The 23,979-nt window shown below is 40.2% G+C and carries 14 protein-coding genes and 1 pseudogene; 13 read left to right on the top strand and 2 right to left on the bottom strand.

The window, feature by feature from the left end; translation table 11 throughout:
• Positions 1 to 15: 15 nt before the first annotated feature.
• Positions 16 to 3,279 carry a TonB-dependent receptor gene (locus G7074_RS19720; RefSeq protein ID WP_124559729.1) on the bottom strand — a complete coding sequence of 1,088 codons (3,264 nt, stop codon included), beginning with the start codon at positions 3,277 to 3,279 and terminating at the stop codon, positions 16 to 18.
• Between the two features lie 700 nt (positions 3,280 to 3,979).
• Here G7074_RS19720 and lpdA point away from each other — a divergent pair.
• From lpdA to asnS, 6 genes are all read left to right on the top strand, one after another.
• Positions 3,980 to 5,368 (top strand): dihydrolipoyl dehydrogenase, encoded by a 1,389-nt coding sequence (gene lpdA / locus G7074_RS19715; protein ID WP_124559728.1) that lies wholly within the window; start codon positions 3,980 to 3,982, stop codon positions 5,366 to 5,368.
• A gap of 136 nt (positions 5,369 to 5,504) precedes the next feature.
• Positions 5,505 to 6,344: an MBL fold metallo-hydrolase gene (locus G7074_RS19710; RefSeq protein WP_124559727.1), complete on the top strand. Its 840-nt coding sequence runs from the start codon at positions 5,505 to 5,507 to the stop codon at positions 6,342 to 6,344.
• Positions 6,344 to 6,910 carry a GNAT family N-acetyltransferase gene (locus tag G7074_RS19705; protein WP_124559726.1) on the top strand — a complete coding sequence of 189 codons (567 nt, stop codon included), beginning with the start codon at positions 6,344 to 6,346 and terminating at the stop codon, positions 6,908 to 6,910. Before G7074_RS19710 ends, G7074_RS19705 begins: the two co-directional genes overlap by 1 nt.
• Before the next feature lie 180 nt (positions 6,911 to 7,090).
• Positions 7,091 to 7,450 (top strand): hypothetical protein, encoded by a 360-nt coding sequence (locus G7074_RS19700; RefSeq protein ID WP_124559725.1) that lies wholly within the window; start codon positions 7,091 to 7,093, stop codon positions 7,448 to 7,450.
• 666 nt (positions 7,451 to 8,116) lie between these two features.
• Positions 8,117 to 8,644 carry a ferritin gene (locus G7074_RS19695; RefSeq protein WP_124559724.1) on the top strand — a complete coding sequence of 176 codons (528 nt, stop codon included), beginning with the start codon at positions 8,117 to 8,119 and terminating at the stop codon, positions 8,642 to 8,644.
• Between the two features lie 764 nt (positions 8,645 to 9,408).
• Complete coding sequence (asnS, locus tag G7074_RS19690; RefSeq protein ID WP_124559723.1) at positions 9,409 to 10,857, top strand: asparagine--tRNA ligase; 1,449 nt, start codon at positions 9,409 to 9,411, stop codon at positions 10,855 to 10,857.
• A 150-nt stretch (positions 10,858 to 11,007) separates the two neighbouring features.
• Here asnS and G7074_RS19685 read toward each other — a convergent pair.
• A pseudogene (locus G7074_RS19685) lies at positions 11,008 to 12,182 on the bottom strand (FMN-binding glutamate synthase family protein).
• A 559-nt stretch (positions 12,183 to 12,741) separates the two neighbouring features.
• Here G7074_RS19685 and G7074_RS19680 point away from each other — a divergent pair.
• The 7 genes from G7074_RS19680 to G7074_RS19650 all read left to right on the top strand — a co-directional run bounded on the left by G7074_RS19680 (position 12,742) and on the right by G7074_RS19650 (position 23,973).
• The gene (locus G7074_RS19680) at positions 12,742 to 13,362 is read left to right on the top strand and encodes an L-threonylcarbamoyladenylate synthase (protein WP_124559721.1); all 621 of its coding nucleotides are present in this window, start codon (positions 12,742 to 12,744) and stop codon (positions 13,360 to 13,362) included.
• A gap of 484 nt (positions 13,363 to 13,846) precedes the next feature.
• The gene (locus G7074_RS19675; RefSeq protein WP_166210759.1) at positions 13,847 to 14,455 is read left to right on the top strand and encodes a hypothetical protein; all 609 of its coding nucleotides are present in this window, start codon (positions 13,847 to 13,849) and stop codon (positions 14,453 to 14,455) included.
• 293 nt (positions 14,456 to 14,748) lie between these two features.
• On the top strand, positions 14,749 to 19,590 hold the full coding sequence (locus G7074_RS19670; RefSeq protein ID WP_166210756.1) for a CehA/McbA family metallohydrolase: 4,842 nt from the start codon (positions 14,749 to 14,751) through the stop codon (positions 19,588 to 19,590).
• 8 nt (positions 19,591 to 19,598) lie between these two features.
• Entirely contained in the window at positions 19,599 to 20,519 is a 921-nt protein-coding gene (locus G7074_RS19665) for a type IX secretion system membrane protein PorP/SprF (protein WP_124559719.1), read from the top strand.
• 863 nt (positions 20,520 to 21,382) lie between these two features.
• Positions 21,383 to 22,537 (top strand): Na+/H+ antiporter NhaA, encoded by a 1,155-nt coding sequence (nhaA, locus tag G7074_RS19660; protein ID WP_166210753.1) that lies wholly within the window; start codon positions 21,383 to 21,385, stop codon positions 22,535 to 22,537.
• 843 nt (positions 22,538 to 23,380) lie between these two features.
• The gene (locus G7074_RS19655; RefSeq protein WP_166210750.1) at positions 23,381 to 23,590 is read left to right on the top strand and encodes a hypothetical protein; all 210 of its coding nucleotides are present in this window, start codon (positions 23,381 to 23,383) and stop codon (positions 23,588 to 23,590) included.
• Positions 23,587 to 23,973: a hypothetical protein gene (locus G7074_RS19650; RefSeq protein ID WP_166210747.1), complete on the top strand. Its 387-nt coding sequence runs from the start codon at positions 23,587 to 23,589 to the stop codon at positions 23,971 to 23,973. The genes G7074_RS19655 and G7074_RS19650 overlap by 4 nt, the downstream gene beginning before the upstream one ends.
• The last annotated feature ends 6 nt before the right edge of the window (positions 23,974 to 23,979 follow it).

The following is a 23,979-nucleotide window of genomic DNA, read 5'->3' as shown; positions in this document are numbered from 1 at the left end:
CATCGTAGACTATAATTAATTAAAACTGTATCTAGCACCTACCTGGATTTGGTAACGTGAAGCAAAACTAGTATTATCTCTAAAAGTACTAGTTCCTAAGTTCTGATTAACAGTATATTTAGGTCTACCAGTTCCTGCATCTCTACCTTGAAAAACCAAAGGAGTTGTAAGATTAGGAATTTTGGTTAAACCCCAATTTTTATTTAATAAATTACCAAAGTTCACAATATCTAAGCTCAGGTTAAATCTGTTTCCATTCTCTTTACCAAACAGAGTACGGATTTCCTGCATAATTCTTACATCCACACGATTAGCCCAAGGATATTCAGCTCCATTTCTCTCTGAATACTGACCTCTTCTGGTACTTAAATACTTATCCTGATCAATATATTGATTAAGTCTATTCCACTGAGAAGCTATACTTTCGGCATTTGCACCTGTTATTGCTTGCAGTTGGATATCATTGATATCTTTAGGAACATACATCAAGTCGTTAGCGTTACCATCTCCGTTAATATCACCAGCTTGATAAGAGAACCTTGTGTTTCCAAAATTATCACCATAAGGTGATCCTTCATAAATAAACCCTAGTGATGTTGTAGAATTAGGAATTATTTTAAAGTTAAAGTTTACAGAAGCAATGATACGGTTCTTAACAACAAAACTACTATAAGCTAATGTTGGTACATTTGGATCTCCTATAATTGGATTTCCAGAATATGCAGAATTAGCTTGCGAACCTGGGTTAGAGGTTATGTCTCTAGCATCACTTCTGGTATAGGCAACCATTACATCAGCAATACTACCAAATCTTTTTTGCAATTGTGCAGTAACATTCCATGCATAACCTTGATTAGTATTGTCAAGCACAATAGCGTTAGTGATAAATGAGTTTACTCTGTTAGGTGCAGCACTTGCATTTGAAGTAGCTGTAACACCAGGGAAATATGGCCTTGTATCTCCTGTTCCAGAATATGTACCAGCTGCGTTAACTAGGTTTGCGTTTCTGTGATAAATCTCGTTAATAGATTTAGTATACATTCCCTCAACAGTAGCCAATATACCACCAGGTAATTTATAATCAAATGCTAAACTTGATCTCCAAATCTGAGGTAATTTAAAATTAGGTGATGTCAAATTAATAGCAAAAGTAGAAGGTATATTTACGTTGGTTGGAATATAAGCAGATGGATTAGGGTTAAATGGACGATTTGTTGGATTTGTCAATAGATCAGATCCGAACATTAAACCTGTATTACCAGCTTGATTGGTTAACCATACGCCTGTTGAAGCTCCTGTGAAAATACCAGACCCTCCTCTAATGATTAATCTAGAATCCTTTAATACATCCCAGTTAAATCCTAATCTAGGAGAAAATAGCAATTGCGTTTTTGGAAGCTGACCAACATCCAATTTTTCACCATCTCTAAAAGAAGCATCGGTTACTCGAGGATTAGATTGAATATCTGCTGTATAGATAGGTACATCTAATCTTAAACCATATGATAGTTTAAAATTAGGTTTAATATACCATTCATCCTGAGCGTAGAAAGCAACTGGCATCTGACTAAATATTGCATATGGCTGTGGATTCGATGCGTCTGCTGAATAGGTTAACTGATATTGAAGCGGCACGATTGAATTGTTACCATTTGCTGCTGCAACAAAATCTGATAAACTTTTGTATCTAAATTGACCACTAAAGAATTGAGCAAAAGCATTCGCAAACTTTTGATATCCAACAGTTCCACCTAAAGTGATGGTGTGATTACCAGCAAAAATGTTAAAGTTCTCATTTAAAGTATAAATATCTTGATTTAATCTATTTAAACCACTAAATGGCTCAGAACCTAATGAAATATAATTATTTCCATTTCCATCTTCTATATCCACTAAAGGAAATGCTCCTCCATTTTGTTCTCTATAATCCCTAAATCCTGAATAGATTAGTTGCAAATTATTAGCGAACTTATTACCAAATCTAGAATTCAATTCAGCTGTTACTGAATTTAAATTATTATATTGTTTATATCTAAGATTTGAAAAAATCATCGATTGAGGACTTGGCCCACGACCGTTCCTAGACCCAGAACCACTTGGTGCCTTATCGTCAAATGAATTTAAGTAATTATACCTAACGGTTAACCTTTGAGAATTACTAATGTTCCAATCCAATCTTGCTGTAAGATTATTTGCTTCAGTTAAGTTACTGTAGCCATCAATTTCTCCCGGGTCATAGCCAAATCTAGATTGCACTAAATTTTTAACAGTCAACATATCGTTAAAAGTTACTCTTGAAATATTAGCACCTTTTGATGTCCCTCTGTCTACTTGAAGTGTCGAGAATGGCGCAGTTCTTCTGCTGATTTCACCATTTACAAAAAAGAATAATTTATTCTTTACTATTGGTCCACCTAATCTAAATCCCAATTGTTTGTTAGAAAAAGCATCACCACTACCTTTTGGTAATTGCGTATCACCAACTTTATATCCCTGAAGGTTTTGATTTTTATAATAGCTATAAATTGATCCTGAAAACTTGTTCGTTCCAGATTTGGTTACAGCATTAACTCCAGCTCCGGTAAAGCCACTTTGTTTAACATCGTAAGGAGCTAAATTTATTTGTAATTCTTCTAATGCATCAAGTGTAAACGGTTGAGCATTTGTTTGTCCTCCTGGTAAAGATGAAAGACCAAAAACATTATTCATTTGAGCACCATCAAGTGTTAATGAATTAAATAATGCATTTCTACCAGCGAATGAGAATCCATTACCTGCAGAGCTTGATTGAGGAGTTAATCTTGTCAAATCTGTTAAACTCCTTGAAATTGCAGGCAACTCTTCGATTTGTTTTCTAGAAATGGCAGTTGCCATACCAGTTTTTGATTTACTGGCTGAAGCAGTACCTCTTACTACAACATCGCTTAGTACTTGAGAATTATCATTTAAGACAATGTTTAATACAGAAGCATCACCTAATTTCAGGTAAACATCTGTCAATTTCTCTGGCTTATAACCAACAAAAGAAATTTCAATAGTGTAAGGGCCACCAACACGGGCATTGGCAATTGTGTAACGTCCATCATTGTTGGTAGAAGCGGTGTAAACACTTCCCGATGGTGTATGCGTAGCTTTTACACTTGCACCAGGTAAGGCGCCTTTGGCATCCTTAATTGTTCCTGTTATCGATGATGTAGTAACCTGTGCATCCGCACCAAAAGTGATACCTACAAAAGCAACAATAACCAGTACTAATCTTAAAAGTAAAGATTTCTTCATACTTTCTTTTTTTAAATGTTTTTTTGTTGTTGAATAATAATCTAATGATAATTAATGCCGCAAATGTACCCAATAAAATTTAACACATTTTAACATCCAATGTTAAATTATGGTTAAGTTGGTCATATTTTTTCAACATTTAACAAATATCAAAGCAACAACAACTTCCAGTTTATCAAACGTTTGTTTAAAGAACTAAATTTTTAATAACAAAACCCAGAATTGGTTATTATTTAGGCAGAAAACAAGCCACAACAATGATATTTTTCAAATAATAACTTTCAACAATAATATTCACTTAAAAATAAGACAGTTAGCCCTACCATGCCGGGCATTTGATTTGCCTATTTACAAATACGAAAACACAAAAAACACCATGTTAAATTTATGCCTGTAATATTCAGCCAGTGTAAATTTTAACTGCTATCTCAACATTGGTCTAGTCAATTGACATTTTTTTTTTAGTTTTGAGCGATTGTTAAAGGATTTAGCTTCCTTAGCTTCTTGTAAGGTGAACGTAGGCAACTATCAACACGAGATTAATCTGTACGCACAGAGACTCCTTTACCCAAAGATTACAGCAAACACAAAGCGATTAAAAAACAAATCTGTTTAAAATAGATATGAACCAACCCTAATTAGCTTATTTTAATTAGGGCAAGCTCCATCTGACAGATTAAAAATAAACTAAAAAAAACAGATGAATTACGACGTTATTGTTTTAGGCAGCGGCCCAGGTGGTTACGTAGCTGCGATCAGAGCTTCACAACTGGGACTAAAAGTTGCAATTGTTGAGCGCGAATCATTAGGCGGTATTTGTTTAAACTGGGGCTGTATCCCTACTAAAGCACTTTTAAAAAGTGCTCAGGTTTTCGAATATATTAACCATGCTGCCGATTACGGCATTACAACAGCTGGTGCAACGGCCGATTTTGCTGCTGTGGTAAAACGCAGTCGCGGGGTAGCCGATGGCATGAGTAAAGGCGTTCAATTTTTAATGAAAAAAAATAAAATTGACGTAATTATGGGTACTGGTAAAGTTAAACCAGGCAACAAATTAGAAGTTAAAGGTGCTGATGGCTCGCAAAAAGAACTTACAGCTAAAAATATCATCATTGCTACAGGTGCACGTTCGAGAGAATTGCCTAACCTGAAACAAGATGGCAAAAAAATTATTGGCTACCGCCAGGCTATGGTACTTCCCGAATTACCAAAAAGCATGGTAGTAGTAGGCTCGGGCGCTATCGGTGTTGAGTTTGCTTATTTCTATGCCACAATGGGAACAAAAGTAACCATTGTAGAATTTATGGAAAACGTAGTACCTGTTGAAGACGAAGACGTGTCGAAACAATTATTGCGTAGCTTAAAGAAAACCGGTATCGATGTAATGACTTCAGCAAGTGTTGAGTCGGTTGATACCAGCGGTGCAGGTTGCAAAGTTTCGGTTAAAACTGCTTCAGGTATGCAAACCATCGAAGCCGATATTGTACTTTCAGCTGCCGGTATTGTAGCCAACATCGAAAACATTGGTTTAGAAGAAACAGGCATCAAAACCGAAAAAGGTAAAATCGTTACCGATGAGTTCTACAACACTTCGGTAAAAGGTTACTATGCAATTGGCGATGTGGTTGGCGGACAAGCGCTTGCACACGTGGCTTCTGCAGAAGGTATTATCTGTGTAGAAAAAATTGCAGGTCAGCATGCAGAGCCTTTAGATTACAACAACATTCCGGGCTGTACCTATTGCACGCCAGAAATTGCTTCGGTAGGTTATACCGAAAAAGCAGCTAAGGCAGCAGGCTATGAATTAAAAATTGGTAAATTCCCATTCTCAGCTTCAGGTAAAGCAAGTGCTGCTGGTGCTAAAGATGGTTTCATTAAACTAATTTTCGATGCCAAATACGGCGAATTATTAGGTGCGCACATGATTGGTGCCAACGTTACCGAAATGATTGCCGAAATTGTAGTGGCACGTAAATTAGAGACTACCGGACACGAAATGATTAAATCGGTTCACCCACACCCTACCATGAGCGAAGCCATTATGGAAGCAGCCGCTGATGCATACGGAGAGGTAATCCACTTATAAGGTAAAAGGTTTAAAGGTTGAAGGCGTAAGACCAAGCCACAATAAAACCAATATTATTACAGAAACCCTTTAGTTAATCCTAAAGGGTTTTGTATTTTTAGCACTGTTACATCAACCATTTTACATCTTACATCAAATGAAACTTCACACCATAAACACAGGCTTTTTTAAACTCGATGGCGGCGCCATGTTTGGCGTGGTACCCAAAGCCATTTGGCAAAAAACCAACCCGGCAGATGCCAATAACCTTTGTACCTGGGCCATGCGCTGCTTATTAATTGAAGAGGGCAATCAACTTATTTTGGTCGATACCGGAATAGGGAACAAACAGGATGAAAAGTTTTTTAGCCATTATTATCTGCATGGCGATGATACGATAGAAAAATCGCTGGCCGCTTTAGGTTTCAGTACCAGCGATATTACCGATGTATTTTTAACGCACCTCCATTTCGACCATGTGGGCGGTGCGGTGGTAAGGGATGGCGAGAAACTAAAACCTGCCTTTAGCAAGGCAACCTATTGGAGCAACGAAAAGCACTGGCAATGGGCAGTAGAACCAAATGCAAGAGAAAAAGCATCCTTTTTAAAAGAAAACATTTTACCCATACAGGAAAGCGGACAGTTAAAATTTGTTACCGAACAGGAAAATATAGCCTGGCAAAAAGACATCAACATCAGCTTTGCCTATGGCCATACCGATGCCATGATGCTGCCTAAAATTAACTACAAAGGAAAAACCATCGTGTATATGGCCGATCTTTTACCGTCGGTTGGTCACTTGCCCCTGCCCTATGTAATGGCTTACGATATGTTTCCGTTAAAAACATTAACCGAAAAGCAGGCCTTTTTAGAAGAAGCAGTGAGCAACAATTATATCTTATACCTGGAGCACGATCCGGTTAACGAGTGTTGCACCCTGCAGCGGACCGAAAAAGGCATCCGCGTAGCCGAAACTTTTAACTTAAGCGATATTTAATGATCAGACCAGCCAAACCTGCTGACTTTGCCAAAGTTGTACCTTTAATACTCCAGGCGATGGGTGAACTGGCAGGCAAATTAACCCATACACAAAACCAAAGCGAAATTAACCACATTTTCGAATATCTCTTTCAGCAAAAGGGTAATCAATACAGTTATGAAAACACTTTGGTTTTTGAAGAATCAGGCGAAGTGCTAGGCTCATTAAATGCCTACGATGGAGGGAAGCTTACCGAACTCCGCAAGCCTTTTCTAACTTATATCCATAACGATAAGCAAACCGACAACAACCAGGATGCAGAAACCCAAAGCGGCGAATTCTATCTGGATAGCATTAGTGTTAATCCTAAAGCTCAGGGAAAAGGAATAGGAAAAGTGCTGATCAAGGCAGGCATTAGCTGGGGCCAGCAACTGGGTCACCAAACCATTGCGCTCCTGGTCGAACAAAATAACAAACAGGCATTAAAGCTTTACGAAAAAATGGGGTTTGTAATCCAAAACGAAAAACAATTTATGGGGGGATTGTACCATCACATGGTGTTTCAACTTAAAGCGGATCACTAATTTAGTTTTTCTAGAACACATCAACAAGGAAACACTTAATAGATTCCTCAACTCCGTTACACTACGCTCGGAATGACGATCCTTCCTTCCTCACGCCAAACTCAACCCGCTACACGCTCACTAAAATTTATTTCCATTTTTATTTGTATTTAATCTAAATAATCACAATTTTTGTAGCCAATGGAAAAAGCGTGTATCGATATCAACCAACTGGCTAACGTATTCTCAAATACTCATGGTTCTATTTATCAATCTGATAAGTTAAACTGCTTTTATGTAGATTTTGGTGGCAAGTTTGCGCGCTTCAACTGCCTTTCACTTCAAAAATTAAAAAAGGTTGTAGAAGATATAGATATCGAAGCACTTCTTTTAAATACCCACAAAGCTGATTTCGAATTGGTTACCTTTAATGGCTGCGAACACATGTATCTTTTAAATGCTTTAGAAATTATTGCGTTAAAAGATCTGTTACAAGGCACTTTCACCATGTTCAAATTAAACCACATGATTAAAGACTGCCTTTACAGATTAGTTTATTAAGGATGGAAAATGTACATTCTTCACTCGTACATTAATCATTTGTTCATTAGCACCGTAAATCGGTTAATTATTTAAAGTGGTTAACTGAGCACAGCAAGCTGCAAATTGAAAACTGCAAACTGCTTAACATATCATTTTCAGCAATCACTAAAACTTTAATCCCCTTAGCTTCTTAATGATCAAAAATGATTGGCTAACTGTACAATTGGGTTAATCAGTTAATTGCTTAAACTGGCAAACTGAGTTCTACAAACTGTCAATTGAAAACTGCAAACTGCTTAACTATCAATTAAAAACCTTTAACTTTTTTTTTCCTTGCGCACTATCCCCCTTCCTGATCGTCATTTCGACTGGAGTGCAGAGAAACGGAGAAATCTATTTCATTTTTTATTGTTAATGCTTAAAATAATATCCATTCATTGACTTTATCATTGAAACAACTAATAGAAAACCTCCTACTATACTTCTGATCCTCAAGCAGTATCCGTTTAGCGTTATCCCCTCTACCCTCCCCATTTCCCATCATCCATCTTACCTCATCCATCATTATTTAAACTGATTACAAATAACTAATTATCAGCAATTTAGACTAATTTCATATTGCAAATAAATTATAAAGACGAACAAATTCACTATACATTTGTATTGTTATTAAAGCACAGAATTATGAAAGACTTAATGCGCAATCAATGTTTAATATCACAGGATATTGAAACATTATTAAATCAGCAAATCAAAAAAGAAGCTCACTCTTCATCACTATATTTATCAATGTCATCTTGGTGCGATCAAAATGGCTACGACTATTCAGCAGATTATTTCTTAAAGCAATCTGAAGAAGAAAGAGTACACCAGCTTAAACTATTCAAATATGTATTGGATATGGGCGGAAACGCAATCTCTCCAGAAGTAAACGGAATCAAAACAGATTTCGCAGGCTTCAGAGAAGTTTTCGAAGATGCCTTAGAAGCTGAAATTGCAATCACCCAAAGTTTCAAAAACATTGCAGCTAAATGCCACAAAGAGCAGGATTTTGTAACCATGGAATTCTTAAACTGGTTCTTAAAAGAACAACGTGAAGAAGAATACAAAGCCCGCAGAGCTTTAGAATTGTTCGACGTAATTGGCGAAGAAGGTACCGGAAGATGGGAAATCGACAAGCATGTGAACAAAATCAATTATTCAGAAGAATAACAACAACAAAACATATATTGAAAAGCTATCCTGAAAAGGGTAGCTTTTTTTGTTCAAGAGTTTTTCCTCCCATATGACCGTCATTTCGAGCGGAGTGCAACGCAGTCGAAAAATCTATCGAGCTAGATCTCTCCATTCCGCTGCACTTTAGTCGAGATGGCGCTAAAAAAAGAAAAGCCCCAATTTATTGGAGCTTTCTTAGTTTAGGTTGTTTAGTTTATGTTGATTTTATGAATAAGTCTCAATTTTTATAAAAAAAGCGCCGTTACCAGCGCTCTTTTTAAACCAAATATATAATAATAATTAACGAGCATTACAAAAGTACTATTTTTATTTAAAAACACAACAATTTTCAATAAAAAACATAAAAAATATTCAAATTTTAATATTAAAAACAAATAAACAAACAAAAAATACCTAAAAAATCAAATTAAAAACAATAAAAACACAAAATAAAACAAAAAAAACATAAAAATTTAATGATAAAAATCATAATAACACATAAAACAAAAAAATAACAAACAATAAATCAAAATAAAACCACAAACAACCTAAAAAACAAGAAAACAAAAAAGAAAACAAGAACATCAATGAAATTTATTCATTAAAACCATATACAACTTCAAATTCCACAACAAAAAGCTTTAACCCTACCACTAACAATTTAAAATACTTCATACTTAAAAAAACTGTTAACCGAAAGCGCTAAACTATCAACTGATATGCTTTTTTTTCCTAAATTTGCGGCTTTTATAAACAACAATATGATTAAGAGACAGCAAATTAAAGATTTATTAAAGTCGACAGCATTTGACACAGAAGTAACGGTTATGGGATGGGTTAGAACTTTCCGTAATAATCAGTTTATTGCATTAAATGACGGGTCTTGCATGAGCAATATCCAGGTTGTGATCGATTTTAATAATTTACCCGATGAGCTGTTGAAAAGAATCACTACAGGTGCAGCAATTTCTGCAACAGGTAAATTAATCGAATCGCTTGGTAAAGGCCAAACTGTGGAGATTAAAGCAACCAGTGTAGAAATTTTGGGCGATAGCGACCCGGAGAAATTCCCTTTGCAACCTAAAAAACACAGTCTGGAGTTTTTACGCGAAATAGCACACCTGCGTTTCCGTACCAACACCTTTAACGCTGTTTTCAAGGTACGTCATGCATTAGCTTTCGCTATTCACCAGTTTTATAACGAACGTGGTTTTGTTTACATGCACACACCTGTAATTACCGCAAGTGATGCAGAAGGTGCTGGCGAAATGTTTAAAGTAACTACTTTAGATCTCGACAATCCGCCACGTACTGACGAGGGACAGATTGATTTCTCGCAAGATTTCTTTGCACGCGCCACCAACCTAACCGTATCGGGTCAGTTAGAAGGCGAATTGGCTGCAATGGCTTTTGGTAAAATTTATACTTTCGGACCTACCTTCAGAGCCGAAAACTCGAATACAACACGCCACCTTGCCGAATTCTGGATGATTGAGCCTGAGTTTGCCTTTGCAGATTTAGAAGACAACATGCAGCTTGCAGAAGATATGATGAAGTATGTAATTAAATATGCTTTAGATAACTGCAAAGACGAACTTGAATTTTTAAATGCACGCCTGGCCGAAGAAGATAAACAAAAACCGCAGAACGAGCGTAGCGAATTGAGCCTGATAGAAAAGCTTGATTTCTGTTTAGCTAACGACTTTGAACGTTTAACCTATACAGAAGCCATCAGGATTTTAAAATCTTCTAAACCAAACCAGAAGAAACAGTTTAAATACCTGATTGATGAGTGGGGAGCTGATTTACAGAGCGAGCACGAACGCTACCTGGTAGAAAAACACTTTAAAAAACCAGTAATCCTAACCGATTACCCTGCCGATATTAAATCGTTCTACATGCGTCAGAACGAACCCGATGCCGAAGGCAGACAAACAGTTGCCGCAATGGATATCCTGTTTCCGGGTATTGGCGAAATGATTGGCGGATCGCAACGTGAAGAACGTTTAGATCGTTTAACCCAACGCATGGAGGCTTTGAACATTCCACAGGATGAATTGTGGTGGTACTTAGATACCCGCCGTTTTGGTACAGCACCGCACGCTGGTTTCGGCTTAGGTTTTGAACGCTTGGTATTGTTCGTAACCGGTATGACCAACATCCGCGATGTAATTGCTTTCCCAAGGTTCCCTAAAAACGCTGAATTTTAATAGGCTTAACAGGTAACTAAAAAAGAAAACCCTTTAAATAAAATAGCGGTCAGGTTTTAAAAATCTGACCGCTTTTCTATTTCGTCCCATCGGGACGACTCCCAGGTAGCCAATTGTACAATTGGCGTTTATGTTCCGTATGAACGTTTGTTATTCGCTTGCATGATCGCCATAAGGGTTCGCATGCGCATAATCAACCGCCGAAACCTTATAATCAGTTGGAGCAAAACTTTGCGAAGTACTTAAAGCCATCCCCAGTTCGTAACGCGTTGGGTAAGGTGTTTGCAACAAGCTACCTGCCGGAATGTATGGAAAGCTTTCTAAATAGCTTTGCATTACACTTGGGCTCACCCTCCTGTTAATATATGCACGGCTTAACTGATGAGTTTCTCTTAAACCTGCTGCCCCCAGCAACTCTACAGCACTGGCAACAGTTAGGTTATGGAAATTTTTAACGCGCACGGTTTTATCCTCTACTACCAAACCTTTCATCAGGCTTTGATCTTGCGTAGCCACACCCGTTGGGCAGGTATTACTGTTACACTCTAAAGCCTGTATACAACCTAATGCAAACATCATTCCGCGGGCTGCATTACACATATCAGCACCCAATGCTATATTTTTAACCAGGTCAAATCCGGTAGCTACCTTACCCGAAGCAATAATTTTAATGTGTTTTTTCAGGTCGAAACCATTCAACACATCATATACAAAAGCTACTCCCTCACGTAATGGCATCCCTACCGAGTTAGAAAACTCTTGTGGTGCCGCACCCGTACCACCTTCTCCCCATCAACAGTAATAAAATCAGGATAGATTTTTGTTTCGATCATCGCCTTACAAATGGCATAAAACTCACTTTTACGGCCAATACAAAGCTTAAAGCCAACAGGCTTACCATCCGATAAATCCCGCAGTTGCTTAACAAACTCCAGCAAACCGATAGGTGTATTAAAAGCTGAGTGCGCTGGTGGCGACAATACATCTTTACCTTCGGGCACCAAACGGATGCGTGCCACCTCGGGCGTTACCTTTTTAGCCGGCAACATACCTCCATGACCTGGCTTAGCACCCTGCGAGAGCTTGATCTCAATCATTTTTACCTGATCTGTCTGGGCACGCTCGGCATAAGCATCGTAGTTAAAGGTACCATCGGTATTACGGCACCCGAAATAACCCGTACCAATTTGCCAGATTAAATCGCCACCCGGCTGACGGTGATAATCGCTAATACCCCCTTCGCCTGTGTTGTGCGCAAAATTACCCATTTTGGCACCGCCGTTTAAAGCCAGGATTGCGTTCTGACTCAACGAACCAAAACTCATGGCCGAAATATTATAAATACTGGCCGAATAAGGCTTTTTACAGTCCGGCCCGCCAACTAAGACCCGTGGATCTAAGTTCAATTCGTGATGTGAAATAGCTGCAATACTGTGGCTTAGCCATTCGTAACCATTATCGTATACATTTAACTGTGTTCCAAAAGGAATGGTATCGTTATCTTTTTTAGCGCGCTGATAAATAAGTGAGCGATTTAACCGGCTATACGGCGTACCATTTGTATCGCTTTCTACAAAATACTGGTACACCTTTGGCCTTAACTCTTCCATAAAATACCTTAAGCGACCAAAAACAGGGTAATTCCTTACAATACTGTGTTTCGGCTGGTATAAATCGTAAATACCGAGTATAACAAAAGGACCTGTAAAAATAAATGTCCACCATAAAAAGGGATGATAAAGGCCCAGCATAATGGTTAGGGCAATTAAAAATGCGGCAATTGCGACGAAAGCTTTTCTCATAAAATTAGATTAGCGGATGTTTTGTCTTACAAAGATTAGGATTATTAAACAACTGACACCATTAAATTGTTATTTTTACGCTATGCTTATTAAGATATATCCGGAAAACCCCAACGAAAAAGCCATTGAACAGGTTGTAGAAGTACTGAAAAAAGGCGGCCTCATCATCTATCCAACCGATACAATTTACGGCTTGGGCTGCGATATTACCAATCCAAAAGCAATTGAAAAGATCTGCCGTATACGTGGCATTAAACCCGAAAAGGCCAACTTCTCTTTTATCTGCCACGATTTAAAGCACATTTCCGATTATATCAAACCCATTGATAATACTACTTTCAGGGTACTGAAAAAAGCCTTACCGGGTCCTTTTACCTTTATTTTTAATGCGAACAACAATGTACCCAAACTGTTAAGTTCAAACAAAAAAACAGTAGGTATACGTGTGCCCGATAATAACATTGCGCGCTGTATTGTAAAAGAACTGGGTAACCCAATCTTATCGAGCTCAATAAAAGACGACGATGAAGTAATTGAATATTCAACAGATCCCGAACTGATCCACGAAAAATACGAAGACCTGGTCGACCTCGTTATTGATGGTGGTTACGGCGACAATGAGGCTTCGACAGTGATAGATTGCACCACCGGCGAGTTCGAAGTAATCCGTGAGGGTAAAGGAAATATCGAGGATTACCTATAAATACATTAAAATAAGCCGGTAACTCTACCGGTTTAAGAGGATTTATCAACATCTTGTTAAAATGCCGAAGAAATATATAAATTTATATTTTCAATACTGTATTGTCCAGGCTTTTAACAAACAAACCAGTAATTAATCACCCCATAATACTGAATTAACATTCAAAACCTATTTTCGCAACCTAATTATTCTATATGGCGCTACAATTACTCCAATAACTGTTCATCAGTTTAAAAATCGTTGTCGGACAAATGGTTTCTCCGTATTGTTATATCTATTTACGGTATAGCGATTGTTGTTTCCTGCTGAATGATCAAAAAATTCTCCAACAAAACAATCCTTATTATCCCGTATGACAAAACGCTAATCTAATCATCCAAATTCTTGCGGGACCGTTCCCGAATTTTAAAGCAATTACTCTTGATTCGCTTAACTAACTTATTAAAAAAGATTTATTCATCATTTCATATCAAAAACAGATTATATGAAAAAACTTTTACTATTATCCTTATTTCTTACCCTCTATTTCCCTTTAACTACATTGGCACAGATTGCCAGTTGGGATTTTACAGGGCAGAGTATGTTGGCAACCTCTACAGCCACAACATCCGATGCAGGCTTAGCCGCCGTTCCAGTTATAACCCGTGGAGCAGGTGCAGCAGCAAGTGCAGGTAACAATTCATTTAGGACAGTTAATTTTAAAAATGACGGCATATCTACCGCCAACACTGACTATTTTCAGGTAACATTAACAGCTTCAGCGGGCAATAAAATTTCACTTAGCTCTATTGATGCCCTTTTTGCCGGAACAGCTACTTATTATGCAAACGCGGGTGTTAGCTCGCAATATGCTTATAGCTTAGACGGAACAACCTTTACCTTAATAGGAAGTCCATCATCGATAACAAATACAACTGTTGCCCCAAATGCATCTCCTACGGTTAACCTATCGGGAATAACGGCATTACAAAATGTAGCAACAGGTACCACTATAACCATCCGCTATTACGCTTCAGGACAAACAGCTACTGGTGGCTGGGGCTTTAACTCTCCTGCTGCCGGAAGAATCGGTTTCAACATTGGGGTTCGGTAACAAGCTCTGGCACGATTGATACAACACCACCAACAAATGCTTCTGGTTACCCTAAAACCGCCTTAATAACCAGCACTACGGTAAACCTGATCAGCAATATCAATGAAACCGGAAATACTTATTATGTTTTATTACCAGCTGCAGGAACAGCCCCAACAACTGCACAAATAAAAGCAGGTAAGGATGGCAATAATGTTCAGGCACTTAAATTTGGTACCATTGCCAATACAACCAATACTGATGCGGGTACAACCATATCAGCACTTACACTTTCTACAGCTTATAAGATATATGTGGTATCCGAAGATGCAGCAACTTCGCCAAATCTACAAGCTTCAGCTACTACATTAAGTTTCTCTACCCTTGGCGCAGCTGATATTACCCCACCGGTAACCACAGCAACCTATCCAAAAATAGCTGCGGTTACCACTACTGCTGTTGCTTTTGTAAACAACATTAACGAAGCGGGCACCACTTATTATGTGCTGGCGCTATCAGGCGGTACCATACCTACCCCAGCACAGGTTAAAGCCGCACAAGATGGAACAGGTGCCGCAGCTTTAAAATCGGGTTCATTTGCCAATACCGCCAATACCGATGCCAGTGCATCAATTGCAGGTTTAACAACCGGTACAGGTTACACCTTATATGTGGTTGCACAAGATGTGGCCGGCAATTTACAGACCGCAGTGGCCACTGTTGATGCGACTACCGCCAACCCGCCTTTGGTAAGTGCACCTGTAATCATCAGCCAGTATTACGAAGGAACTTCCGTAAACAAATGGATCGAACTGACCAACCTGAGCAATGCCCCCATTAATACCGCATCACCACAATTAAAACTCGCGCTTTATAATATTTCGGGCGATGCTGGCAATATCAACATTACCGGAGCGCCATCGCAAACCGTAAATTTAAACTTTACCATCCCTGCGCACAGTACAGTGCTTTTGGGCAATACCGGAAACAGCACCAGCGAAGTGCCTTATTTAACCCCTGCAAGCGCCGTATTGAACAGCAATACCGTTATCAATTTTAATGGTAACGACGGTGTGGCTTTACTCGATGCTAACAATAACATTATCGATGCTTTTGGTCAGGGAGTTAACGCTAAAGATGTTTCTTATGTAAGAAGTTTAAACGTTACTGCACCTAGTCCTACTTACGTGGATGATGACTGGACCAGAACTCCACTGGCTACTGTACAAAATGCAATCGACGATGACGATGCCAACAGGTTAGGAGTTCATTTCCCTCCAAATTTACCTGCCTGTGCCGCGCCAACAGCCCCAGCAACAGCCCTTACTTTTAGTGCGGTAACCACAGGAAGTATCACGGCTGCTTTTACCAAATCGGCCGATGCCAACGAATACCTCATCATCAGAAGTTTAAATGCAACATTAAGCGCACTTCCGGTTGATGGTACCGCTTATGCCATTGGCTCTTCTTTTGGCGGTGGTACCGTTATCAATAAAATTGTAAGCAATACTTTTATCGATAACGGCTTAACCAGCTCAACCACTTACAATTACTTTATTGTTCCTTTGAACAACCTTTCCTGTACCGGCGGACCGAAATATTTAACCACCAATATTTTAACCGCGGCACAAACTACCAAAACCCTGTTACCATGTGCCACTCCAACCGCACAGCCTACAGGTTTTACCATTACCTCATCCAACTACAACTTTATCCAGGCATCTTTTACAGCAGCCAGCGCAGCCGATGAATACCTGGTAGTAATGAGCACCAGCAATACCTTAACCGCAGCCCCCGTAAACCAAACCGTTTACAATGTTGGCGACATGCTGGGCGGTGGTATTGTGGTAAAAAGAGGAAGCGGCACTTCGTTTATCAGAAACGGATTAACGCAGAACACCAATTACTATTTCTTTACCTATGCCCTAAACAGCGCCTGTAGTGGTGGTCCGTTGTATTTAAGCATACAACCACTTTTAGGCAATTTTAAAACAGGCATCCTTGATGTAAACAAACTGAATTTCTATTACGGTAACCTACACAGTCACAGTAGTTATTCGGACGGAAATAAAGACGATTTAACCAAAAAACCTGAAGATGATTATGCTTTTGCCAAAACGGCAATGAATCTCGATTTCCTGGGTATATCAGAGCATAACCACACCCAGGCAGGTATGTCGTTGGCTAACTGGCAACCCGGTATCGACGCTGCTAAAAAAGCAACCACCTCTACTTTCGTTGCTATGCATGGTATGGAGTGGGGTGTAATCAGCGGTGGCGGACACGTAATTGTGTACGGTATCGATTCACTGATCGGTTGGGAACCTGGCGAAAACCAGATTTATGTACCTAAAAGTACCTATACCGGTCCGGCTGGTTTATTCAGGATCATTAACCGCCATGGTTTAAATGCCATTGCAACTTTGGCCCACCCCAATACCACCGATTTTAACAACATTTCTGCCACTTACGATTTAAGTGCCGATAGTGCCATTGTTGGTGCTGCTTTAGAGAGCGGTCCCGCATTTTCTACCAACGTTACCTATTCCGACCCGGCAAGTTCCATGAGTTATTTAAGCTATTATAACCGCATGCTCGCCCGTGGATATCACCTTGGAGCAACCATCGATCACGATAACCACAATTTAACCTTTGGTAAGCATACCCGTGCAAGGCTGGTGGTACTGGCTCCCGCCCTTACCGAAAACGATTTATTGGATGCCATTAAAAAGATGCGTTTCTATGCATCAGAAGATTCGGCGGCCAAAGTAATTTTCAACATAAACAAACAGCCCGTAGGTAGCGTATTTAAAACTGCCGGTGCACCACAAATTTCGGTAAGTTCTATTACCACAAGCCCGGTAACCAGCATCAGGATTTTATATGGAACACCAGGAAGCGGAACCAACCCGGTTGAGTTAACCAATAGCGCTACCGCAAGTTTAACCTATACCGATAATGCTTTAGCCAATCTGGCCACTGGTTATTATTATGCTGATATTGTTGAGGCCGATGGAAGCAGGATTATTACCTCACCTATCTGGTACACCAGAGATGATGCAACCGTTAAAAAAGACCAGGTCATTACTTTTGCCGCTACCAGGACCGCTACTTATGGCGATCCCGATCTGATTGCAGGTGCTACCAGCGATAATACCGCCATCAATATCGGGTATACCAGCAGCGATACGAATATTGCAACCATCAGCAATAACGACATCCATATTGTAAAAGCAGGTACGATAACCATTACGGCCAACCAGCCCGGCGATACCTTCTTTAATCCGGCTGTAGCCAAACAACAGGTATTAACCATTGCCCCTAAAACCATTAACGTAACCGCCGATGCCAAAACCAAGGTTGAAGGTACCGTTGATCCGGCATTTACCTATGTTTCTAGCCCTGCGTTAATAGGCACCGATATCTTTACTGGTGCATTAACACGCGTTACGGGCGAAACCGCCGGCGATTATGCCATTCAACAGGGAACATTAGCATTAACCACCAATTATTCCCTTAACTACAGCCCGGCCAATTTAAAAATCTACGCCAAACCAGTTGCAGCGTTGAGCGGTAATATTTCTATCCCTGTAAATACTACTGCACCGGTCATTACCTTTACCGCAACAGCAGGTACTGCACCCTTTACCTTTACCTACAACATTAACGGTGGTGCCAATCAAACTTTAACATCAGCAACAGCTACGGCAACCCTTATATCACCGGCCAGTACCGTAGGTACCTTTGTGTATACCGTTACCAGCATTACCGATGCTTATAGCACGCAGCCACAGAATATTTCTACCACGGTCAAAATTAACCCTATTCCGGTAGCAGCTATTTCGGGCACAACCGCACTATGCTTAAACGGAACCGCACCAAACATTACTTTTACAGGCAGCAACGGTACAGGCCCATATACCTTTACCTATAACATTAACGGCGCGGCCAATAAAACCATCAGCACTGTTGGGGCAAACATCACAGTAACTGTAGCGGCACCTGCCAACGTAGCCGGCACTTTCAATTATAACCTGGTAAGCGTATCCGATGTAAATGCCGGGCAGAACCAAACCGGAACTGCAACAGTAACTGTTAGAACTTTGGCTACAGCAACCATCTCGGGCACTACAGCAGTACCAAACCTAGCCGCGGTACCAAACATTACCTTTACCGGTGCAAACGGAACAGCCCCATATACCTTTACCTATAACATTAACGGCGGCACTAACCGCACGGTAACCTCTACAGGCAATACTGCAACAGTTGCAGCACCAACCAGTACAGTGGGTACTTTCGTTTACAATTTGGTAAGCGTGTCCGATATCAACTGTGGTCAGCCACAAACCGGCTCCGCAACCGTAATTATCCGTCCGCTACCAGAGGCAACCATCGCAGGTAATGCATCCGTATGTAACTTTGCTTCAACACCTAATATTATCTTTACAGGTTCAGTAGGTACAGCACCATACACCTTTACCTACACCATAAATGGAGGCGCAAACCGCACCATCACCACAAACAACACCATGGCAAGCCTTAGTGTACCAACCAGTTCGGTAGGTACCTATACCTATACCCTGGTAAGCGTGGCCGATGCCTATGCCAGCCAGTTACAGAGCGGATCGGCAACCGTAACCGTAAATGTTTTACCGGTAGTTGCTATCAGCAGCAATAAAGGTGTTTCTATTTCTAAAGGCGATGCCCTGATTTTAACCGCAACAGGTGGTACCCAATACGGCTGGTCAGGTGCCGACATCATCAGCGGACAAAGCACTGCAGCCCTAACCATCAGGCCAAAGCAAAGCGGTACTTACCGGGTTACAGTAACCAATGCAAGCGGTTGTGTTAGCGATCAAACCATTGCCATTACCGTAATAGAAGATTATAAACTCGAAGCCAGTACTGTAGTTACACCCAACGGTGATGGTTATAACGATAAGTTCATCATCAAAAACATCGATTATTACCCCAACAATACTCTAAAGATTTTCGATAAAACCGGACGCATCTTATACACCAAACGCACCTATGCCAACGATTGGGACGGAACCCTGAACGGCAGTCCGCTCTCAGAAGGTACCTATTACTACATCATTGATCTCGGTAACGGTATAGGTACATTTAAAGGTTATATCAACATCCTTAGAAACTAATTACAGACATGAAAGCAATCATCAAAAACATAAAGCAAATAAGTCGCGTAACGTTTCTATTTGCAGCAGGCCTTTCCTTTATCAATCAGGTAAAAGCACAGCTCCTGCCCTTAAATGCCCAGTATTTCCAAAACCGCTATCTGGTTAACCCCTCTATGGCCGGTATTAACGAAGGCTTTAACATTAACGGCAGTTTCCGCAAACAATGGTCAAACATTCCGGGGGCACCGCTTACCCAAAGTGTTACCCTCGATCAGAAGGTAAATAAAGTGGGCTGGGGAGTAAATTTCTACAACGAAAAGTCGGGCGGTATACAGCGTACCAAAGCTGTTGGAACCTTTGCTTACCATTTGCCCTTAAACAGCGAAGATCAGAAACTAAATTTTGGTATTTCGTTTGGCGCCAGTCAGGACAGGCTCGATTTAAGCAGCATCAGAAACAGCGATATCAACGATCCATCCATTGCCCGCTTTAACGACAGGGGTTACTATCTCGATGGCGATTTCGGTGTATCGTATACTTCGAAAAACTTAACCATCGAAGGTGCCGTACCCAATATGCGTTCCGTGTTCCGTAAAGATGATTTAAACTTTGCCGATAAACCCACCTTTTACTCGGCGGTGAGTTATAAATTTAACCTCGGCTCAGGTATGGATGCCGTTAGTTTAGAACCCAAAGGCGTATTCAGAGGCATTAAAAACTACCAGAATTTATGGGATGCCGGCTTAAACGCCAACTTTGCCAACGATAAACTCTATTTAATGGCCATGTACCACAATACGCAAAATGCTACGGTTGGTTTAGGTATGAATTACAAATCGACCTTGTACCTTATGGCTTATTACAATACAGCAACATCAGCCATCAGTGGTTATACCGGTGGCGATTTTGAAGTGAATGTCCGTGTAAACATCGGCAAGAAACCATAGTACATCGTACAGCATAACTACGCTCCATATAAAGCCGCAGACCATCCATCTGCGGCTTTTTGCATTTTATCCGTAATGCTGAATTTATTTTATTAGCGTTGTTTGTTGTTTTGTAGGTTCTAATAGCTACTTCGTGGTCAGCATCTCTAACTAAAGACAATCCCGGAATTGAACTTCCTCGCATCAATCCTCTTAGCCTGTCATCCTAAGCCTCCCGATGGATCGGGACAGGTAGTCGAAGGACTTTCACTACACCAGTACTATACCTTTCTATCGCCATCCCCCCTATCGGCACCTTTCCCTGAAAGGGAAAGGGTTCAAGAGAAATATTTACCTCCCAGCCTTCACGCACCTGGATCGTCCTTTAGACTTGTAGAAGTTTTTTATTTATGAATTAATTGAATTTATAATTGGTTTAACTTTGAATAAAAGCTTACCTGATCGGTAGGCAAAAGCACTATGCTGACAAACAGCCAAACTACATAAGGGTCAAAAAGTTACGAATCTGTCATCAATCCTCCTTTGTATTCGAGAATTCTAAAATCTAAGGAGACAATCTTAACGCCAACCCTCTGCACCCTGCCCTCCGGCCTAGGAGATTTTCGCCGGAAAAAGCACGAAAAACTTTGCACTGACTTTCATACCCTCATTGCCCAAGGCAGGATCAAGCACGTGAGCTGGGATGAGCGCAGGCAAGCGCCTAAAGACTGCCGCAATTAAGTTTTTCACAGGTTTTTACAAAGATCCAAGCCTTGATTTTTGGTTACCTTTTTATCAAGAAAAAGGTAAGAGCCCTCGCGGCAGCGAGCGGAAGAAAGCCCCCTGCATAGGAAAAAACATATAAATTTCACTACTTTTACCCCATGGCCAAAACCATCAACCTCGAAACATTCAAAAGATTTTTCCGCTCAGAACAAATCGGTGGACTACTGTTACTCATCTGTGTAGCCATTTCCCTCATCATTGCCAACTCTTCCGATAAAGATAGCTTTATCCACTTTTTGGATACCAAAATCGGCTTCGGCGCAGTAAACTACAGCATTTTAGCATGGATTAACGATGCCCTGATGGCCATCTTCTTTTTACTGGTAGGCCTCGAAATTAAGCGCGAATTATTGGAGGGCGAACTCTCTTCCATCAAAAGCGCCAGTTTACCTGTAATTGCCGCTTTAGGTGGCATGCTTGTACCCGCAACCCTATATTTTGTAATTAACCATAACCAGCCTACCGCAGCCGGCTGGGGTATTCCCATGGCTACCGATATTGCCTTTGCGCTGGCCATTATTGCCATGTTGGGTAAAAACGTACCTGCCAGTTTAAAAATCTTCTTGGCTGCACTGGCCATTGTAGATGATTTAGGTGCTATTTTAGTCATAGCCATTTTTTATACCAACCAAATCCATTTCGAATACCTGACCATGGCTGCAGGCGTTTTACTGCTGCTCAGTTTAATGAATTATTTCGGGGTAAAGCGACTCGTATTTTACCTCATCCCTGGTATTTTGCTCTGGTATTGCATCCACCATTCGGGTATCCACGCCACCATTGCAGGGGTCTTACTAGCTTTTACCATCCCAACCAATAGCACCAGTAACGAATCGCCTTTAGAAAAACTCGAGCATTTTTTAACCACACCCGTTAATTACTTCATCATGCCCTTGTTTGCGATGGCCAATACCAATATTACCTTTCAAAAAGAAATGTTAAGCGGTCTGCTTTCACCCTTAGGTCTGGGCATTGTAATTGGTTTATTTGCCGGCAAAACCATTGGGGTTACACTTTTTAGCTGGCTGGCGGTTAAGCTCAAATGGGCGGCCTTGCCCAGTGGCGCAGGCTGGAAACACATATTAGGCCTCGGCATGCTGGCCGGTATCGGCTTTACCATGTCTATTTTTATTGCGCTGCTTTCTTTTAGCGAGCCTATGCACATTGCAGAAGCGAAGTTTGCAATCTTAACCGCATCGGTTTTATCGGGAGTGGTGGGGTTTCTGTTTTTGAAAGGGGTAAGAAAGGCTTAAACATATATTTAACCACAAAGGACGCTAAGATGAAGCACAAAGAACGCGGTGTATACTGATTACCATCATGCCTTCGTTTAAATTTCGTTCAGCCTGAGAATAATATTAATTAAAGATTTCAGTAGAATGATCGTCATTTCGACTGAAGTGAAAAGGAATGGAGAAATCTTTGAAGATGTTTAAATATGTAGCTAAACTGAAATCGGAGACAATACTTCAAAATTCATTTTGCATTAAATACGATTGGTTAGCAACCTCGAAAGCAGATCGCTAATATTGATTTATCCAATAAATTAACCTTCAGGATGACAGCCTTATGCGGCAAACCTCTGCACCATGCTATCTGGCATAGGAGATTTTCGCCAGAAAAAGCACGAAAAACTTCGCACCTCCTTTCATACCCCACTGCACAAGGCAGGATCAAGCGCGTGTATGGGAACGAGCAAAGGCAAGCGTCTAGAGACTGCCGCAATTAAGATTTTCGTAAATTTTCACAAGGAAGGATCCAAGCCTTAGGTTTTTGTTACTTTTAGGCCAAGCCAAAAGTAAGAACCCCCGCCGCGGTGAGCGGATATAACAATAATGAGAGATGCTGAAACAAGTTCAACTGACGGTAAGGGTTTGTCTGCACATTGCCATGCGGCATAGGAACGGATTCAGAAAGGAAATAAAGAAGGTCCTTCGACTACCTATTGATCATCTCACCATTCCATTTCCTCAAAATCTGTTAAAAATATCACACCAATTAACAACCTTTAACATATTTTTAGTTAAATATTGTAAACAAGGTTAAAAACCGTTAATTAAAATCAACCGTACATTTACCTACTGTATTTTTAGTTCATGAAAACTAAAACATTAATACTAATGCTGCTAATCGGATTTGCAGGCATTAAAATAACCCATGCGCAGGATTCTACAGGTTTAATTAAACACAGCGTTCACCTTTCACCCTTTGCTGGTTATAATTCAACACTTAAAGCGCCTGTATTTGGGGCAGAAATAGGTTACGAATTCCGCTTAAACAAGCACTGGGCTTTACCGCGGGGATGAGCCTCGCATACATCAAAAAAAACAAGCCAAACGTAGGTTACATCGTTTCTAACGGCAGTGTAACACCAGCCAAAGACATAAAAATTTGGCAAAATGCCCTATATGCAGGCACAAAATACTACATTGGCCGTTTTTATCTTTCTGCAGAATTAGGTTATCAGGAAGAATCTCAAACCATTAATTTCCCATATACCAGCTCAGGTAGCAGTTACAATTATGGTACAACAGCTACAAACGGATTTTATCAGGCCTACGGATTAGGCTATCAGATTCCTTTGAAAAAAGGCGATAATATTGAGCTATTTGCAAAAGGTTCGGGCGCAAACAATACCAGTTTCAATCTTGGCTTTCGATATTCGTTTGGCTTATCAAAAAGAAAGTAATACTAT

Source organism: Pedobacter sp. HDW13 (genome assembly GCF_011303555.1).
Lineage (GTDB): Bacteria > Bacteroidota > Bacteroidia > Sphingobacteriales > Sphingobacteriaceae > Pedobacter.
The sequence above is the reverse complement of the archived record's forward strand: the minus strand, read 5'-3'. Positions and strand labels throughout refer to the sequence as shown.

Bases quoted from the DNA above. Each gene is read 5' to 3' on its own strand.
- G7074_RS19720 (WP_124559729.1), bottom strand. From the start codon at position 3,279: ATGAAGAAATCTTTACTTTTAAGATTAGTACTGGTTATTGTTGCTTTT.
- lpdA (WP_124559728.1), top strand. From the start codon at position 3,980: ATGAATTACGACGTTATTGTTTTAGGCAGCGGCCCAGGTGGTTACGTA.
- G7074_RS19710 (WP_124559727.1), top strand. From the start codon at position 5,505: ATGAAACTTCACACCATAAACACAGGCTTTTTTAAACTCGATGGCGGC.
- G7074_RS19705 (WP_124559726.1), top strand. From the start codon at position 6,344: ATGATCAGACCAGCCAAACCTGCTGACTTTGCCAAAGTTGTACCTTTA.
- G7074_RS19700 (WP_124559725.1), top strand. From the start codon at position 7,091: ATGGAAAAAGCGTGTATCGATATCAACCAACTGGCTAACGTATTCTCA.
- G7074_RS19695 (WP_124559724.1), top strand. From the start codon at position 8,117: ATGAAAGACTTAATGCGCAATCAATGTTTAATATCACAGGATATTGAA.
- asnS (WP_124559723.1), top strand. From the start codon at position 9,409: ATGATTAAGAGACAGCAAATTAAAGATTTATTAAAGTCGACAGCATTT.
- G7074_RS19680 (WP_124559721.1), top strand. From the start codon at position 12,742: ATGCTTATTAAGATATATCCGGAAAACCCCAACGAAAAAGCCATTGAA.
- G7074_RS19675 (WP_166210759.1), top strand. From the start codon at position 13,847: ATGAAAAAACTTTTACTATTATCCTTATTTCTTACCCTCTATTTCCCT.
- G7074_RS19665 (WP_124559719.1), top strand. From the start codon at position 19,599: ATGAAAGCAATCATCAAAAACATAAAGCAAATAAGTCGCGTAACGTTT.
- nhaA (WP_166210753.1), top strand. From the start codon at position 21,383: ATGGCCAAAACCATCAACCTCGAAACATTCAAAAGATTTTTCCGCTCA.
- G7074_RS19655 (WP_166210750.1), top strand. From the start codon at position 23,381: ATGAAAACTAAAACATTAATACTAATGCTGCTAATCGGATTTGCAGGC.
- G7074_RS19650 (WP_166210747.1), top strand. From the start codon at position 23,587: ATGAGCCTCGCATACATCAAAAAAAACAAGCCAAACGTAGGTTACATC.